The following is a 16,540-nucleotide window of genomic DNA, read 5'->3' on the forward strand; positions in this document are numbered from 1 at the left end:
ATGAAATTTGGTCGCATTGTGGGTGCGGTTGCGCTGGCGTTGTCGCTCGCCGCATGCGGTACGTCGCAGCCCGCCACGACGAAGGCCGAGTCGGCCGACGACGTGCTCAAGATCGGCGCCAGCCCGGTGCCGCACGCCGAGATCCTCGGCTTCGTCAAGGAGAACCTGGCCCCGGCCGCCGGCCTCAAGCTGGAGGTCGTGGAGTTCACCGACTACGTGCAGCCGAACACGCAGCTCGACGAGGGCCTGCTGACCGCGAACTACTTCCAGCACAAGCCGTACCTCGACGACTTCAACTCCTCCAAGGGCACCGAGCTGGCCTTCGCCGCGCCGGTCCACCTGGAGCCGCTCGGCCTGTACTCCAAGAAGGTCACCGACGTGGGGGCGCTGCCCGCGGGCGCCACGGTCGCCGTCCCGAACGACGCCACCAACCTGGGCCGCGCGCTCACGCTGCTGGCCGACAACGGCATGGTCAAGCTGAGGGACGGCGCGGGCACCGCCGCCACCGAGCGCGACGTGACGGAGAACCCGAAGAACCTGCGCTTCCAGCCGCTGGAGGCGGCGCAACTCCCGCGCTCGCTGGAGGACGTCGACGCCGCGGTGATCAACGGCAACTACGCGATCGAGGCCGGGCTCAAGCCCGCGTCGCAGGCGCTGGTGCTGGAGAAGGGCGAGGGCAACCCGTACGTCAACGGCCTGGTCGTGCAGGCGGGCCACGAGAAGGACGCGAGCATCGTGACCCTCGGCAAGCTGCTGCGGGATGAGCGGGTCAAGGATTTCATCCAGCAGAAGTACGCCGGCTCGGTGATTCCCGCCGAATGATATTGAAAACGCGTGTGACGGCCGGGAATAACGGGTGATCAATGCCATTGCGGCGGCAAGTCATTTGTAAGCGGCGCGCAATCCGCCGGGCGTATTAAAACAGGGTCAGCAAAACCTCTCCCGAGGAGGCCCAAGTGCGATTCGTCTCGCGAATCATGCTCGGCGTCGTCGCCGCCCTTCTGGTGGCGCTCATCGCTCCGGCCGCCGCGAACGCGACGGCAGGCGGCACGGCATCCGAAACCCGCTCCTCCTACGTGAGCTGGGGACCTTATGACTCCACCGACCACAAGGCCGAGGCGTCCGGCCACGTGTCGGTCGACAAGAAGCGCGTCAAGCACTGGTACGTGAAGTGGGTGCCGGTGAAGAAGCGGGTGTGCTGGGAGGACCGTAAGGGCCACAAGCACTGCAAGTGGGTCGTGAAGAAAATCAAGAAGCACATGTGGCAGTGGCGGTACGAACACTCCTACACCGTGCGCAGCACCCTCTCCAACCACAAATGGTGGGGCCGGAACAAGTGCGCGTGGGAAACGTTCAAGGTCGTGCGTGAGGACGGTTCCTCGTATGTCGAGCGGTTCCGCAACTGCGACAGGCACCCGAGGCGCTTCTCCTTCCACGCCACGGACGTCGACCACATTTACGTGGACGTGAGCAGGGGCGGCCGTCACCACCCGACCGGCCACCACAGCGGCTGGCAGGACGTCTTCCACGCGGCCGCCTGACGCGCCGCCGTACCTACGAGCCGCGGCCTCGACGACGAGGCCGCGGCTTCGCCGTGCCGGAGGAAAGCCCGCGCAACGGGTTGTGGCGTGGAGGGCAAGCGGCCGAATACTGTTCTGTTCATGTATCCGGGAGCCATCGCAGCAGCCACCCCAGACAAGCCCGCTGTGATCATGGCGGGTTCCGGGAAGGTCGTCACCTACCGCGAGCTGGACGAGGAGTCGAACCGGCTGGCCCACCTGTTCCGCGCGGCGGGACTGCGGCCGGGCGACCACGTCGCCTTCATGCTCGCCAACCATCCGCTCTTCCTGGCCATCGCCTGGGCCGCGCACCGCTCGGGCCTGTCCTACACGCCCGTCAGCTCGCGGCTGCAGGCCGGCGAGCTGGCCTACATCGTCGGCAACTGCGGCGCCCGTGTGTTCATCACGAGCGCCGACCTGGCCGGGGTCGCGACCTCGATCGCCGGCGACACGCCGGGTGTCGAGCTGCGGCTCATGCTCGACGGCGTGGCCGACGGCTTCGCCTCGTACGAGGAGGCGGTCGCGAAGCAGCCGGTCACCCCGATCGCCGACGAGTGCCTCGGGGCGGACATGCTCTACTCCTCCGGCACCACGGGGCGGCCGAAGGGTGTCAAGACGGCCTCCACGCACGGCCCGCTCACCGAGCCCGGGATGTTGTTCAAGCTCATCGAGGCCCTGTTCGCGCCGTCGTCCGGCAGCGTCTACCTCTCGCCGGCGCCGCTCTACCACGCCGCGCCGCTGCGCTACTCCCTGACGTTCCAGCGGCTCGGCGCGACGGTGGTGGTCATGGAGCGCTTCGACCCCGAGCAGTACCTGGCGCTGGTGGAGAGGTACGGGGTGACGCACTCGCAGCTCGTGCCGGCGATGTTCATCAAGATGCTCAAGCTCCCACCAGAAACCCGCGCAAAATACGATATTTCCTCGCTCAGGTATGCGATCCACGCCGCCGCCCCCTGCCCCATCCCCGTCAAGGAGCAGATGATCGACTGGTGGGGCCCGATCATCCACGAGTACTACGCGGGCACCGAGGGCAACGGCTTCCTCTACGTCGACTCCGAGGACTGGCTCCGGCGCAGGGGCACCGTCGGCCGCTCCCTGCTCGGCATCGTGCACATCTGCGACGAGGACGGCAACGACCTGCCGCCGGGCGAGCACGGCACGATCTACTTCGAGAACGGCGGCCGCTTCGAATATCACGGCGACCCCGGCAAGACCCGCGCGGCCCAGGACCCGCGGGGGAGGGGCTGGACGACCCTGGGGGACATCGGCTACCTGGACGCCGACGGCTTCCTGTACCTCACCGACCGCCGCTCGTACATGATCATCTCAGGCGGGGTGAACATCTACCCGCAGGAGGCCGAGAACGTGCTGTCGGTGCATCCGAAGGTCGCCGACGTGGCGGTGTTCGGGGTACCGGACGAGGAGATGGGGGAGCAGGTCAAGGCGGTGGTCGAGCCGGCGTCCATGGCCGAGGCGGGCTCCGGGCTGGAGGCGGAGCTGATCGCGTACTGCCGCGAGCGCCTCGCGCACTACAAGTGTCCCAAGTCGGTCGACTTCCGCGAGGAACTGCCCCGCCACCCGACGGGCAAGCTCTACAAGCGCCTGCTGCGGGACGAGTACTGGCCGGCGCGAACGTAAAGATTCGGCCACGGTCGGAAACCGCCGGTGACGGCCGCCAGCAGGGCGGGGCCGCCGTCCGCGAGAAATTTCTCGCACGATCTCGCTCCCTGCGACCGGTCCTTGACCAGCGGTGATAAACGACATGTCAAAGCGCCCCGACGCGGCCGATCACGACCTTAAACGGCTCTTACGCGGGACTTGGCACTCTTGAGTCATCGGGACTTGAGGGAGAGGGACGAATGGACGCGAACGAGCCTCGCGAGCAGAGCACCGGCGGGTGGAGCCAGTTCGGTGCCACCCCGCCGTCCGCCGGGGGCTTTCCCCGGCGTGACACGATCGGGATGGAGCAGCCGCCGCCTCCGCCGCCCGCACCGCCGAAGAAGCCGGGTTTCTCCGCCGGCAGGAAGGCGATCGCCGGGCTGGCCCTGGCCGCGGTGGCCGTCGGCGGCGGCGTCGTGGGCGCCGCCGTGGCCACCTCGTTCCAGCCCGAGCCGGTCGCCGGCACCGGCACGCCGAGCCCCGTCTTCAAGCCCGCCGCCGACCAGATGACCGTCGCCGACGTCGCGGCGAAGGTGCAGCCGACCGTGGTGATGATCAAGGGTCAGACGCGTGAGGGCTCGGGGGTCGTGCTGTCGGAGGACGGCCTCATCCTCACCAACAACCACGTGGTGGAGCCCGGCGGCGGGCAGATGACCGTCAAGTTCAGCGACGGCAAGACGGCCAAGGCCACCGCGGTCGGCACCGACCCCGCCACCGACCTCGCGGTCATCCGCGCGGAAGGGGTCTCGGGGCTGCCCAAGGCCACGCTCGGCGACAGCGACAAGCTCAAGGTGGGCGACGCCGTGCTCGCCATCGGCAGCCCTCTCGGCCTGGCCGGGTCGGTCACGGCGGGCATCGTCAGCGCGCTGGACCGTACGCTGACCACCGGCGACGAGCCGCGCCAGCAACTCCCGCCGGGCTGGCCCCAGCAGGGTCAGGAGAGCAGCGGCACCACGATCGGCGGGGCGATCCAGACCGACGCCTCGATCAACCCCGGCAACTCCGGGGGCGCGCTCGTGAACGCCGCCGGTGAGCTGGTCGGCATCAACACCGCGATCGCCTCCGAGGCGGCCGGCGGCGGCGTCGGCTTCGCCATCCCGGTCAACACCGCCAAGCAGGTGTCCGAACAGCTCATCAGCAGCGGCAAGGTCACCCACGCCTTCCTCGGCGTGAGCGTCACCGACGCCACCGGCGACGTGCCGGGCGCCCTGGTCAGGCAGGTCACCGCGGGGAGCCCGGCGGAGAAGGCCGGGCTCGAGGAGGGCGACCTGATCACCAAGATCGCTGGCAAGGCGGTTGACGGCGGAGATACTGTGGTGGGACAGGTCAGAGGTTTCAAACCCGGCCAACAGGTCAAGATCACATATATGAGGGACGGCAAGACCGGCGAGGTCACCGTCACCCTCGAAGAGAAGAAATAACAAGGACCCCCTCATGGACGGGTGTGCCGTTGAGATCGCTGCGGACTCGGCGGCACACCCCCCATGATCAGGAGAATCGGCGGCCCTCGTCGCGGCGGTAGGCCCATCCGGCGGCCACCGCCGCGACCACGGTCCACACGGCCAGCATGACCACCGAGAGCAGGTCGGGGCTGGTGCCCGCCGTCACCGCCCACAGCAGCTCGGCCGCGCCCCTCGCCGGCGTGTACGGCGAGACGACCCCGATGAAGTCGGGCAGGTAGGGCGGCGGCACCAGCAGCCCGCCCAGGATGGCGAGCGGGAAGAACAGCAGCTGCGACACCGCGATCACGGCCTTCGACGTCAGCACGTAGCCGAGGAACAACCCCGTCAGCATGAACGGGATCCCGCAGACCACCAGCACGCCCAGCCCGGCCAGGAGCCTGAGCGGCGTGATCGTCGCCTCCGTGAGGAACGCCGCGACCAGCAGCACCGGCACCACCGAGGCGAGCATGACGGCGAGCGTCGACAACATCCGCCCCGCGAAGCGGGGGAACGGGCCCGCGGGAAGCGTGCGCAGATAGAGGTTCCACGGCTGCTCGCGGTCCATGGCGACGGCGATGCTCAATCCGATCAGCGCGCCGGACATCGCGCCGAAGAACATCAGCGAGGCCGACGCCGTCGTGGCCGCCTGCGCCTGGCCGCCCGCCAGCGGCACCACGAACGCCACCATCGAGATGGCCGGGAACAGCGCGCTGGCGAGAAGGCCGATGGGCACCCTGATCTGCTCGATCACGAGGTAGCGGGTGTGCGCGAGGACCAGGCTAGACATGCGCGGCCTCCTTGGAGGTGATGGCGAGGAACGCCTCTTCGAGCGTGGCCGGCTTGACCTCGAGGCCGGAGAACGGTGTGCCGCCCCTCACCAGCTCGACGACCAGCCGGTCGGGGTCGGTGGTCATCAGGCTGACCCGCCCGTCGCGGGCGTGCTCCGCGCCGAGCACGCCCGGCAGTTCGTCCAGGTCGCGCAGATCGGCGGCGGTGAAGGAGACACGCCGCATTCCCACGATGTCGCGTACGGACTCCATCGTGTCGTCGGCCAGCACGCGCCCGTGGCCCACCACGATGACTCGCCGGGCCAGCGCCTCGATCTCCTCGATGTAGTGGCTGGTGACCAGCACGGTGCCGCCCTGCTCGTGGAAGGAGGCGATGCCGTCCCACAGGGAGCGCCTGGCCTCGACGTCGAGGCCGGTCGTCGGCTCGTCGAGGAAGACCAGCTCGGGGTCGCCCGCGAAGGCCAGCGCCACGGCCAGGCGCCGCTTCTGTCCGCCGGACAGGCCGCCGATCTGCCGCTGGACCAGGTCGCTCAGGCCGAAGCGGGCCAGCAGCTCGTGCTTGTCCGAGTGCCCGGGGAAGTGCGCCGAGACGAAGTCGACGATCTCCCCGACGCGTAACGACTCGGGCAGCCCCGTCTCCTGCGGGGTCACGCCGATGCGGCGCCGCATGGCGGGGTCCTGCGGCGAGCCGCCGAACAGCGTGACCGTGCCGGAGGTCGGGCGGCGCAGCCCCACGAACAGGTTGATGAGGGTGGACTTGCCCGCGCCGTTGGGGCCGAGCAGCCCGACCAGCTCGCCCGCGCGGATGCCGAGCGAGACGCGGTCGAGGGCGAGTACGTCTCCGTAGCGGCGGGTGACCTCGGCCGCTTGAGCGAGGACGGTCATGTAACGCCTCCAGCGTTGTCGAGCAGGGCGCGAATCGCCTTGGTGTACTCCTCGAAGGCCAGCCGCCCGCGTTGGGTCAGCGCCACGAACGTGACGGGCGTGCGGCCCTTGTGCGTCTTGGTGATCCGCACGTATCCGGCCTCCTCCAGCTTGGTCAGGTGCACCGACAGGTTGCCGGCGGTCATGCCGAGCAGCTCCTTCATGGAGCCGAAGGCCATCTCGTCGCCGTCGGCGAGCACGTTGAGCGCGGCGACCACCCGCAGCCTGGCCTGCGCGTGGATCACCGGGTCGAGATCGGGCAGTGCCCTGTCCCCGCTCACCTCTCGCGCCGCCGCAGCCAGACGCCCGCCACGATGAAACCGCCCCCCAGCAGCACGGCCGTCAGCAGGGCGTGCCAGCCCGCCCCGAGCAGCACGCCCAGCGCGTTGACGGCGGCGACCCAGGCGCCGATGAAGAACATCGGCCAGTTGAGCCAGATCGCGCCGCCGGCCATGTGGAGCACCGCCACCACCAGCAGCGACGTGCCCGCCCAGAGCAGGCCGGTCTCGTCGGGCGGCAGCAGGGGGCCCAACCTGAGGCAGATGACGATCATGAGCAGCATGCCCGCCATCCACGCGTAGCCGAACATCGCGCCACGGGCCGAGCTGTCGCCCCGGACGAGGCTGTTCATCCGCACGATGCCGAACGCCGCGATCGCGCCCGCCACCATCTGCGCGGCCATCAGCACCGCCAGCGCCTGCATCTGGGAGATCGGCGCGTACGCCCGCTCGTCGAGCCCGTAGTGCAGGAAGAACGCGGTGAAGCCGATCAGCCAGGCCACGCCCCAGGGCAGGTAGAGCAGCAGCGGGTCGCCGGAGAGCCATTTCGTGGTGGCCGTGCGCTGCTCCTCGATGACGCGGAGCATCTCCTCGGGGCTCGGCGGCCGATCGTCCTCTACCAACGCAAACTCCTCGATATCGCAAACCGGTTTGTATCGTAAACCAGATTGCCGCGCCAACTCCACCCCTTGGAGCGGCTTTCGCAGTGGTGCCGGCCTAACGCCTGGTCAGGACCTCGGACTCCCACAGATCCCGGTAGTAGCCGGGCACGGAGACCAGGTCCTCATGGCGGCCTCGCTGGACGACGCGGCCCTCGTCGAGCACGACGACCTCGTCGACCGTCTCAAGGCCCTTGAGCCGATGCGTCACGAGCAGCGTGGTGCGGTCCCTGGTCACGTCGAGCAGGTCGGCCATGAGCCGGTCGGCCGTCTCCTCGTCGAGCGCCTCGGCGGGCTCGTCGAGCAGCAGCACGGGAGGGTCGTACAACAACGCCCTGGCCAGGGCCAGCCGCTGCAACTGCCCGCCGGACACGGTCCTGCCGTCCTCGCCCAGCTCCGTGTCCCAGCCGGTGCGCTCGACCCACGCCTCGAGCCTGGCATCGCGTACGGCGCGCCGCAGGTCCTCGTCGCCCGCCTCGGGGCCCGCCAGACGCAGGTTGTCGCGCAGGCCGGCACGGAAGATGTAAGGGTCCTGGGTGAGCCCCGTCATCAGCGTCCGCACGTCGTCACCGGTGAATTCACGGAGGTCGGTGCCGTTCACCGTGATCGTGCCCGACTCCGGCTCCACCAGGCGCATCAGGGCGGCCAGCAACGTGCTCTTCCCCGCCCCGCTCGGCCCGACGACCGCGACCCGCTTGCCGGGCGTGAGCCGCAACGACACCCCGTCCAGCGCCGGCCGGCCGCCGTCGCCGCCCGACGTCTGCCCGGGACCGGCCGTCTGGCGGGCGTGTTCGCCGGATGCCGGAGCGGCGCCGCCCTGGCCGAGCGCCGACGACGGGACGCCGGCTGGCGACGCCTCCCTGGCGGCGTGGCGTACCACCAGGCCGTCGACCTCCACGGTCAGAGGGCCGCCGGGCAGCGGCGCGGGTGCGGCGGGCTCGCCGACCGCCGGTTCGGCGGAGCGAACCTCGCGCAGCCGCCGCAGCGCGGCCGTGACGCCCGCCAAACGCTCACCCGCGGCCGCCAGGGGCAGCACCGGCTCGAAGGCCACCAGGGACGTCAGCGCCAGCACGGCCGTCCCGACGGAGCCGGCTCCCGCCCCCTGCGCGAGCAGGACGACGGCCGCCACCGTCAGCCCCTGCACCAGGGTGCCCCCGGCCAGGGCGGCCGCATGGACGCGGGCCTGGCGGCGTTCGAGCGCGGCCAGGGACTCGTCCGCGGCCAGCGCCCTGGCCAGCGCCGCGTCGTCGGCGCCGTAGGCGGCCAGGTCGGCGGCGCCGTGGACGAGGTCCGCCACCCGCCCCGCCAGCGCCGCCCTCGCCGGGGCGATCCTGGCCGACCAGCGGCGCGCGGCGGCGGCCGTGCCCGCGGGCAGGACCACGCCGGCCAGCACCAGGCCGGCCACCAGTACCAGCGCCGCCACCGGCAGGATGGTCAGCCCGATGACGACGGCGGCCAGCCCGGCCATCGCCGCCGCGGCGGCCGGGAGCAGGCAGCGGACCAGCAGGTCCTGCACGGCCTCGGTGTCGTCGACCATGCGGCTGAGCAGGTCGGCGCCGCCGTGCCGGGGACGCTGCGGCGGGATCAGGGCCTGGTAGAGCCGCTCACGGGTGCCCGCCTGGGCGCGGAGCGCGACGTCGTGACCTGTGAGCCGTTCGGCGTAGCGGAAGACGCCCTTGCCGGTGGCGAACGCCCTGGTCGCCACGATCGCCACGCTCAACGCGGCCAGCGGCGGCTGCTCGGCCGCCCTGGTGATCAGCCACGCGGCGGCGGCGATCAGCCCGAGCCCCGCCAGGTCGGCCGCCGACCCGGCCAGCACGGCCCAGACGAGCCGCGTCCCCATACGCCGGTTCATCGCCCGCCCCCCTCACGCCGCACGTCCGCCACCCGCCGGCCACCCCGAGCCGGCCCGACCCCGGCCGGAGGAGCCGTCCCGGCGGGGCGGGTGGCGTCGGAGACGATGCGGCCCTCGTGGACGCGCACGACACGGTCGGCCAGGTCGATCATCGCGGGGCGGTGCGCCACGATGACGGCCGTACGGTCCCGGGCCAGGTCCGCGGTCGCCGCCACCACGGCGGCCTCGCTCCGCCCGTCCAGGCGGGCCGTGGGCTCGTCGAGCAGCAGCACCGGGGCGCCAGGACGGCAGAAGGCCCGCGCCAGCGCGATCCGCTGCCGCTGGCCCGCCGAGAAGTCGGCCCCGCGCTCGCCGACCACGGTGTCGAACCCCTGCGGCAGGTCGGCCACGAAGCCGGCGTGCGCGGCCTCGGCGGCCCGGCGTACCTCGCCGAGGGAGGCCGACGGCGCGCCGAGCCGGATGTTGCCGGCCACGGTGGTGGCGAACAGGTGCGGCCGCTGCGCCACGAACGCCAGCCGCTCCCGCCAGCTCGCCAGGTCGAGCTCGCGCAGGTCCGTGCCGTCGATGAGCACCCGCCCCTCGGACGGATGGACGAAGCCGAGGATGAGGTGGAGCAGCGTGCTCTTGCCCCCGCCGCTCTCGCCGACCAGGGCGACCCGCTCGCACGGGCCGATGGTGAGGGAGACGTCGTCGAGCGCGGCGCCGTCCCGGCCCGGGTAGCGGACGGTCACGTTCTCCAGCCGGATCTCCGGCGCGCCCGCCGCCGCCGGACGTGCCCCGGACTCGGGCGTTCCCGTCTCCGGGGACGCCGCCGGGCGGCGTGCGGGGTCGCCGGAGACGGAACGGTCGAGCACGGCGAAGGCCGCGTCGGCAGCGGCCACCCCTTCCATGGACGCGTGGAACCGCGTCCCCATCGCCCGCAGCGGCAGGTACGCCTCCGGCGCCAGCAGCAGCACCAGCAGCGCCGTCGTCAGGTCCAGCGACCCGCCCAGCAGCCGCAGCCCGATCGGCACCGCGACCAGCGCCAGCGACAGCGACGCGCACAGCTCCAGGACCAGCGACGACAGGAACGCCACCCGCAACGTCCGCATGGTGGCGCTCCGGTGGGCGTCGGCGACCTGCCGGATCACGCCCGCCTGGTAGCGGGCCCGGCCGAACGCCCGCAGGGTGGGCAGCCCGCGCACCACGTCGAGGAAGTGGCCGCCGAGCCGCGACAACGCGAGGTACTGGCGCTCGGTGACCGCCTTGGTCGTCATGCCCACCAGCGCCCCGAAGACGGGGATCAGCGGCAGCGTGACCAGCACGATGACCGCGCTGGCGAGGTCGGCGGCGAGCAGCCGGACGAGGACGGCCACGGGCACCACCGCGGCGACCGCGATGGCGGGCAGGTAGCCGGTCAGGTAGGCGTCGAGCCCGTCGAGGCCGCGCCCGGCGAGCGTGACCAGCTCGCCGGAGCGGTGCGCGGCGAGCCTGCCCGGACCCAGCTCGCGCAGGCGGGCGAGCAGCCGGTGGCGCAGCGCCGACTTCACGCCGGTCGCGGTGCGCCCGGCGAAGACACCCTGCGACCAGGCCAGGAGCGCGCGTACGCACACCACCGCCGCCAGGACGGCCAGCGCGGCGGCCGTGAACCTGCCGGACAGCACCCCGGCGAGCAGTTCGGCCTGCACCAGCACGAGCAGCCCCGCCAGCACGGCCGCGGCCATGGTGACGGCGAGATGGCGGCGGACCGAGCGCTCGGCCCGCATGAGCCGCAGGAGATCCTTGTGCACGTGCCCTCAGAAGAACGATGGGAACCGGAAGGCGTCCTTACCTGGACGGAAAGTGCGCCATACCCATACTTGCGCGCCGAGCATGATGGGTGCGAACGGCAGCACCATGAGACTGAGCACATTCAGCGTGGCGGGGGGCGCGCTGTGCCCCAGCAGGTACGGCATCGCGCCCGCCAGCACCCCCAGCGCGGGGATCGCGGCGACCAGTCCCGTTCCCAGCAGCGCCGGCCCCGACCGCGTGCCGCCGAACTCGCCCGGCGTGCGCCAGGCGAGGAACGTCCATCCGTGCAGGGCGAACAGCAGCGTCATCACCACGCCCAGCAGCACCCCGAGGGGGTGGACGGGCGGCGAGGCGAACCCGGTGGCCGCCGCGTACAGCGCCATTCCCCAGCCGAACGAGAGCCCCAAGGACCCGAACGCGATCGCCGCGTCCCAGAAGCCCCGCCACGCTGAGCCGTCGAGCCTGCGCCGGAACCACAGCCCGGCGTCGCGCACGATCCAGCTCAGCAGCATGGCCACGACCAGCGGGTACAGCCCGAACAGCACCTCGCCCTCCAGGAGCGGGTAGACCCCGAACAGGGTCCCGGCGACGGCGACCAGCCACACCTCGTTGGCCAGCACGTACGGGGCCACGGCGGCCACCATGCGGTCCCGGGTCTCCCGCGTCCTGCCGAGGACCGGCAGCAGCAGCCCCACGCCCAGGTCGAAGCCTTCGAGGGCGAAATAGCCGGCCAGCAGCACCGTGAAGAAGACGAACCAGATCACTTCCATGGGTCACGCACTCCTCAGTAGCTCAGCGCGGGGGATCGCGGCTCGTCCGCCGCGGCGGCGCCCAGGGCGGGTTCGCGCGGTCCCCGCCTGACGATTCGGGCGATGAGGACGTAGTCGACGACGGCCAGCAGCCCCAGCACGGCGGTGAAGGCGATGAGCGAGGCCGTGACCATGCCCGAGGTCAGCCCGGGCGACATGGCGTCGGCCACGGTGAGCCGCTCCCAGATCATCCACGGCTGACGCCCGACCTCCCTGGCCGCCCAGCCCAGGATCGACACGATGAACGGCAGCGGCGTCATCAGCATCAGGATCGGGTGGGTCCAGCGCCACTTGTGCAGCACGCCGACCGCCGGCAACATCCCGAGCAGCACGACCAGCGCGAGCAGATGCCCGCCCTCCATCATGAGAGCGAGCGGCAGCGCGGCGCCCACGTTGCCGTCGAACTTGCCCTCGGCGACGCCGCCGAACTGCGCGTAGCCGAAGCCCAGCGTCACGAGGATCCCGATGGCCGCGGTGTACACGCCCATCCGCATCGACCGGGTGAAGAACTCCAGCTCCCTGGTACGGCGCCGCAGCTGGTACGCGCTCGCGCCCACCAGCACCATGCCCCCGGTGAACAGCCCGGCCCCGAGCACGTGCGGGAAGGCGAAGATCAGCGCCTTGTTGGTGAGCAGGGCGCCGAAGTCGGTCAGCACCATCCGGCCGCCGCTCACCACGGAGCCCGCCGGGTTCTGCAGGAAGGAGTTGGCCACCATGATGAAGAAGGCGCTCGCGTACGCCGTCAGCGTGACGAGCCAGATGCACGCCACGTGCGCCCACGTGGGCAGCCGGCCCCACCCGAAGATCCACAGCCCCAGGAACGTGGATTCCAGGAAGAACGCCACGAGCGTCTCCATGGCCAGCGGCGCGCCGAACACGTCGCCCGCGTAGTGGGCCAGCCCGCTCCACGCGAGCCCGAACTGGAACTCCATCACCAGCCCGGTCACGATGCCCAGCGCGTAGTTGACGACATAGATCTGCCCCCAGAAGCGCGTCATTCCCTCGTGCACCGGCCTGCCGGAGATCGCCCATCGCGTGTGCATGATCGCCACCAGTGGCGCCAGTCCCAGCGTGAGCACGACGAACAGGAAGTGCAGGCTGCCCGTCACCGCGAACTGCGTGCGGGCCAGGTCGAGTACATCCATCACGACTCCGTTGTTGTGCCTGTCTAATCTAGACAGCCTACATATAGACAGCCTACATGTAGGCTGTCTATATGGAGAACGGATGTCTAGGATCGGAACCATGAACCCGGACGCGCTACGCGGACACATGGACGCGCTGCTGCTCTCCGTGCTGGAGCGGGAGCCGCTGCACGGCTACGCCATCATCGAGGCGCTGCAGGAACGCAGCGGAGGCGTGCTCAACGTGCCGACCGGCACCGTCTATCCCGCGCTGCGCAGGCTGGAGCGCATCGGCTACCTCGCCAGCGAGTGGGCGACCGTCGGCGGCCGCAAGCGCCGCACCTACCGGCTCACCGGCGCGGGCAGGAAGCAGCTCGAGGGCGAGCGCTCGGCCTGGCGGGAGTTCACCAACGTGATCGGCGGCGTCCTGCGAGCGAACGCCGTCGCGCCGGGGTGAGAGAGAGCGCCCGTCAGGCGGCGGGCAGCCGCGAGGCGCGGGTGATGCGCATGCACCGGGCGGCGCAATAGATCTGCATCCCCCACACGGCCCAGGTCACCAGGTTGGCGAGCATGGTGGGCAGGACGTCCAGGCTGTTGGGGTCTTTCGTGCCGTAGGAGAGCACCAACCCCAGGCCGCCGGTGATCGGCAGCGACGCCCACACGATCCACCCCAGTGACCTCGTCACGAGCCGGGGCCGGTGGGTCCACCGGGCGCCCCGGCTCAGCGCGAACAGCGCGATTCCCCCGTACGCGCCGGTGGCCAGCTGGACGCCGTCGAGCAGCTGCGAGAGCGTGTGGTACCACTCCGGCTGGTGTGCCCAGGTGTCGTCGCTGGGCGGGTAGGCGCGCCACAGCAGAGACCACATGAGCACCGTGATCGGCAGGCCGGTGAACAGCAGGACGCCGAGCCGCCGGCCGGCGGAGGCGGTCAGCTCGGCCTGGTAGCCGGGAGCGATCCTGGCGACCTCCCCGAAGCCGGCCACCGCGATCCGCTCCGCCTCGGCCCGGTCCAGGCCCCCCGACTCCAGCGCGTCGGCGGTGTCGGTCAGGCTGTCGCGTGCTTCGACGACCAGGTCGCGCTTCAGGCCGTGCGGGCCGGCCAGGGCGCGGTCGAGATCGGCCACGTAGTCGTCGATGCGCATGAGGCAAGTCTAGGGACTGTGAACCCGGGGGCCCATCCGGGATTTCCCCGATGTTCCTCCGCGGCGGGGTTGATATGTAGGAAAAAACCTACATATAGTGTCCGACATGCTGATCTCTCTCGTCCAGACGGTCACCGTGCCCGTCGCCGACCAGGAACGGGCGCTGGCGTTCTACGGCGGCGTCCTCGGCTTCGAGACGCGCACCGACAACCCGTCCCCGATGGGCCGCTGGCTCACCGTCGCGCCCAAGGGCGCCGAGACCACGCTCCTGCTGGCGTCGTGGTTCCCCGAGATGGCGCCGGTCGGCGGCCTGGTGGTCGCCGCGCCCGGCCTCGACCCGCTGGCCGCACGGCTGCGCGAGAACGGCGTCGCCTTCGACGGCCCGAGCGACCAGCCCTGGGGCCGCCAGATGCTGTTCCACGACCCGGACGGCAACGGCTTCGTGGCCGTCCAGGCATGACGCACGACCACGTGTTCACCGCGCTGGCCAGCCCGGCCAGGCGCGAGCTGCTGCGCCTGCTGCGCGACGAGGGCGCGCAGCCCGCGGGCCGGCTGGCCGAGCGGTTCGACATGAGCAGGCCCAGCGTGTCGGAGCACCTGCGGGTGCTCAGGGATGCGGGGCTGGTGTCGGAGACGCGCAAGGGGCGCGAGCGGCACTACCGGCTGGAGGCGGCGCCGCTCATGGAGATCCGCGACTGGCTCAGCCCGTACGAACGGTTCTGGCGGGAGAGGCTCGCCACCCTCACGACCGTGCTCGACGAGATGGAGGACGACGATGGCCCGCGACACGACGGCTGACGACCTGCGCGCGATCAGGGTCGACCAGTTCATCGCGCATCCGCCCGCGAAGGTGTGGCGGGCGCTGACCGAGCCCGAGCTGGTCGCCCGCTGGCTCATGCCCAACGACTTCAAGCCGGAGGTCGGGCACCGGTTCACGTTCACCACGGAGCCCAAGAAGCAGGTGGGCTTCGACGGCGTCGTCCACTGCGAGGTGCTGGAGATCCAGCGGGAACGGCTGCTGAAGATCAGCTGGAGCGACGGCAAGCTCGCCGACTGGACGGTCACCTGGCGGCTCGTGCCCGAGGGCAGGGGCACGCGGCTGTTCCTCGACCACGCGGGCTTCGACCCGGACGACGAGCTGCAGCAGCTGTCGCGCCGGATCATGGGCGGCGGCTGGCGCAACGCCGTCTTCCGGGCCATCACCGCCGTCGTGGACGGGCTCTGAGGGACGCGCGCCCTACGACCACCAGCGGTGGCCGGCCAGGCGGCGCATCTCCACGGCGGCGGAGGCGAAGTCGGCGGAGGTGACGTGGTCGCCCTGGGACAGTCCGGCGTAGAGGGCGGCCAGGTGGGCCGGCGTCGCGGCGGGATCTTCCGGCTCCGCGCGCATCGTGTGCTCGTCGGCCAGCGCGTGGCGGCGGGAGAACCAGCGCACCATCGGCCGGCGCAGGCTCACCCGTACGCCGCGCGAGGTGAGCGCGAACACGCAGTCCTTGACCCGCACCCCCGAGGGATGGGCCAGACCGGCGAACCGGCACGCCGACAGGTCCAGCCCCGACAGCGCCAGGTCGCCGGCGTCCACCCGGCGCAGCGAGGTCAGCGTGGACCTGCCCTTGCCCGTCACGACGGCGGGGCCGCGCAGCACCGCGCCCTCCAGGTCGGCCTGCGAGTCGGTCAGCCGCAGCGTCGTCGGACCCGACACCGACACTCCGCGCAGGTCCACGCCGCAGCGGGCGACGACCACGTCGAGCAGGCCGTCCGCGCGGGCCCTGGCCGCCGAGAGCCGGCCGGTGGCCGACAGGTACGCGTCCGCCGCGAAGTGGGCGGCGTCGAACCCGGCGTTCCCCATGACCTTGCGGAACGAGAGCGTGCGGCCGAAGCGCGTCCCCCTGAAGGCGGCCCCACCGCCGAGCCGGGCGCCGTCGAAGGCGGCGTACCCGTCGAACCTGGCCCGCTCGCACGACAGCCCGTGACCGAACACGGCCTGGCTGAACAGCGCGTCGCGGGACATCAGCGACCGGTCGAGCGAGACGTGCCCGCGCACGGTGACGCCGTGGAAGGAGAACTCGCGGGCGAACCTGGCGCCGGCCAGCGACACGTTGCCCTCGAAGCGGGCGCCGAAGAACGAGGCCAGCCGGTCGAACCTGGCCTCGTCGAGCGACACGTCGCCCGCGAACGTCACGCCCGGCAGCCGGACGTCGCCGGTGAACCGGGCGCGGTCGAAGCGTGCCCGGCCCGGCCTGCCGCCGGCGGCCTCCATGACCTGAGCCAGCAGGTCGCCGCTGACGGTCGTGCCGCGCAGGTCGAGCAGGCGGCCGGGGCGCAGCTCGCCCAGCGCTTCGGACAGGCGATCAGGGGAGAGGTGGGCGAGGCAGTGGCCGGCCGGAGGGACGGCGACCCCGGTGCAGCCGGCGGAATGCGCGCAGGTGACCCAGTCCATGAAGTCGTCATACCCGCGACGGCGCATGTCAAGGTTCGATGATTTAACGTTCTATCCACTTTTATGTGGAAAAATGCGGGCTAATTTACCT

The 16,540-nt window shown here is 71.4% G+C and carries 18 protein-coding genes; 8 read left to right on the top strand and 10 right to left on the bottom strand.

All coding sequences use genetic code 11. The features are described 5' to 3' along the window. The 4 genes from ABGA98_RS15170 to ABGA98_RS15185 all read left to right on the top strand — a co-directional run bounded on the left by ABGA98_RS15170 (position 1) and on the right by ABGA98_RS15185 (position 4,639). Complete coding sequence (locus tag ABGA98_RS15170) at positions 1–822, top strand: MetQ/NlpA family ABC transporter substrate-binding protein (RefSeq protein WP_347618915.1); 822 nt, start codon at positions 1–3, stop codon at positions 820–822. A gap of 134 nt (positions 823–956) precedes the next feature. After that, positions 957–1,541 carry a hypothetical protein gene (locus ABGA98_RS15175; protein ID WP_347618916.1) on the top strand — a complete coding sequence of 195 codons (585 nt, stop codon included), beginning with the start codon at positions 957–959 and terminating at the stop codon, positions 1,539–1,541. 120 nt (positions 1,542–1,661) lie between these two features. Further along, a complete protein-coding gene (locus tag ABGA98_RS15180) occupies positions 1,662–3,197 on the top strand; it encodes an AMP-binding protein (RefSeq protein WP_347618917.1) in 1,536 nt (511 codons plus the stop codon). Positions 3,198–3,418: 221 nt separating this feature from the next. Continuing rightward, positions 3,419–4,639, top strand: a complete 1,221-nt coding sequence (locus ABGA98_RS15185; RefSeq protein ID WP_347618918.1) for a trypsin-like peptidase domain-containing protein — start codon at positions 3,419–3,421, stop codon at positions 4,637–4,639. A gap of 67 nt (positions 4,640–4,706) precedes the next feature. On the opposite strand, the gene ABGA98_RS15190 is transcribed toward ABGA98_RS15185, so the two are convergent. The 8 genes from ABGA98_RS15190 to ABGA98_RS15225 form a co-directional block, all read right to left on the bottom strand. After that, positions 4,707–5,447: an ABC transporter permease gene (locus tag ABGA98_RS15190; protein WP_347618919.1), complete on the bottom strand. Its 741-nt coding sequence runs from the start codon at positions 5,445–5,447 to the stop codon at positions 4,707–4,709. Further along, positions 5,440–6,333, bottom strand: a complete 894-nt coding sequence (locus ABGA98_RS15195) for an ABC transporter ATP-binding protein (protein ID WP_347618920.1) — start codon at positions 6,331–6,333, stop codon at positions 5,440–5,442. Before ABGA98_RS15195 ends, ABGA98_RS15190 begins: the two co-directional genes overlap by 8 nt. Then, positions 6,330–6,653, bottom strand: a complete 324-nt coding sequence (locus ABGA98_RS15200) for a transcriptional regulator (RefSeq protein ID WP_347618921.1) — start codon at positions 6,651–6,653, stop codon at positions 6,330–6,332. The genes ABGA98_RS15195 and ABGA98_RS15200 overlap by 4 nt, the downstream gene beginning before the upstream one ends. Continuing rightward, positions 6,650–7,273, bottom strand: a complete 624-nt coding sequence (locus ABGA98_RS15205; protein ID WP_347618922.1) for a hypothetical protein — start codon at positions 7,271–7,273, stop codon at positions 6,650–6,652. The genes ABGA98_RS15200 and ABGA98_RS15205 overlap by 4 nt, the downstream gene beginning before the upstream one ends. 94 nt (positions 7,274–7,367) lie before the next feature. Continuing rightward, positions 7,368–9,164, bottom strand: a complete 1,797-nt coding sequence (locus tag ABGA98_RS15210; RefSeq protein WP_347618923.1) for an ATP-binding cassette domain-containing protein — start codon at positions 9,162–9,164, stop codon at positions 7,368–7,370. Then, positions 9,161–10,933, bottom strand: a complete 1,773-nt coding sequence (cydD, locus tag ABGA98_RS15215) for a thiol reductant ABC exporter subunit CydD (protein ID WP_347618924.1) — start codon at positions 10,931–10,933, stop codon at positions 9,161–9,163. Before cydD ends, ABGA98_RS15210 begins: the two co-directional genes overlap by 4 nt. A gap of 6 nt (positions 10,934–10,939) precedes the next feature. After that, positions 10,940–11,704 carry a cytochrome d ubiquinol oxidase subunit II gene (locus tag ABGA98_RS15220; protein ID WP_347618925.1) on the bottom strand — a complete coding sequence of 255 codons (765 nt, stop codon included), beginning with the start codon at positions 11,702–11,704 and terminating at the stop codon, positions 10,940–10,942. A gap of 14 nt (positions 11,705–11,718) precedes the next feature. Continuing rightward, the gene (locus ABGA98_RS15225; protein WP_347618926.1) at positions 11,719–12,888 is read right to left on the bottom strand and encodes a cytochrome ubiquinol oxidase subunit I; all 1,170 of its coding nucleotides are present in this window, start codon (positions 12,886–12,888) and stop codon (positions 11,719–11,721) included. Positions 12,889–12,988: 100 nt separating this feature from the next. Here ABGA98_RS15225 and ABGA98_RS15230 point away from each other — a divergent pair, with 100 nt between their 5' ends. Further along, entirely contained in the window at positions 12,989–13,324 is a 336-nt protein-coding gene (locus ABGA98_RS15230; RefSeq protein ID WP_347619454.1) for a helix-turn-helix transcriptional regulator, read from the top strand. A 13-nt stretch (positions 13,325–13,337) separates the two neighbouring features. Here the strand turns inward: ABGA98_RS15230 and ABGA98_RS15235 are convergent, their stop codons facing one another. Beyond that, positions 13,338–14,009: a permease prefix domain 1-containing protein gene (locus ABGA98_RS15235; protein WP_347618927.1), complete on the bottom strand. Its 672-nt coding sequence runs from the start codon at positions 14,007–14,009 to the stop codon at positions 13,338–13,340. 106 nt (positions 14,010–14,115) lie between these two features. On the opposite strand from ABGA98_RS15235, the gene ABGA98_RS15240 reads away from it, so the two are divergent. From ABGA98_RS15240 to ABGA98_RS15250, 3 genes are read left to right on the top strand one after another with little or no spacing between them, the layout of a single operon-like run. Then, positions 14,116–14,469, top strand: coding sequence for a VOC family protein (locus tag ABGA98_RS15240; RefSeq protein WP_347618928.1), 354 nt, complete (start codon positions 14,116–14,118; stop codon positions 14,467–14,469). Then, positions 14,466–14,807, top strand: a complete 342-nt coding sequence (locus tag ABGA98_RS15245) for a metalloregulator ArsR/SmtB family transcription factor (RefSeq protein WP_347618929.1) — start codon at positions 14,466–14,468, stop codon at positions 14,805–14,807. The genes ABGA98_RS15240 and ABGA98_RS15245 overlap by 4 nt, the downstream gene beginning before the upstream one ends. Beyond that, positions 14,785–15,234, top strand: coding sequence for an SRPBCC domain-containing protein (locus ABGA98_RS15250; RefSeq protein ID WP_347618930.1), 450 nt, complete (start codon positions 14,785–14,787; stop codon positions 15,232–15,234). The genes ABGA98_RS15245 and ABGA98_RS15250 overlap by 23 nt, the downstream gene beginning before the upstream one ends. Before the next feature lie 12 nt (positions 15,235–15,246). On the opposite strand, the gene ABGA98_RS15255 is transcribed toward ABGA98_RS15250, so the two are convergent. Beyond that, entirely contained in the window at positions 15,247–16,449 is a 1,203-nt protein-coding gene (locus ABGA98_RS15255) for a pentapeptide repeat-containing protein (RefSeq protein ID WP_347618931.1), read from the bottom strand. Positions 16,450–16,540 lie beyond the last annotated feature (91 nt).

This window comes from Nonomuraea sp. B1E8 (assembly GCF_039871515.1).
Classification (GTDB): domain Bacteria; phylum Actinomycetota; class Actinomycetes; order Streptosporangiales; family Streptosporangiaceae; genus Nonomuraea.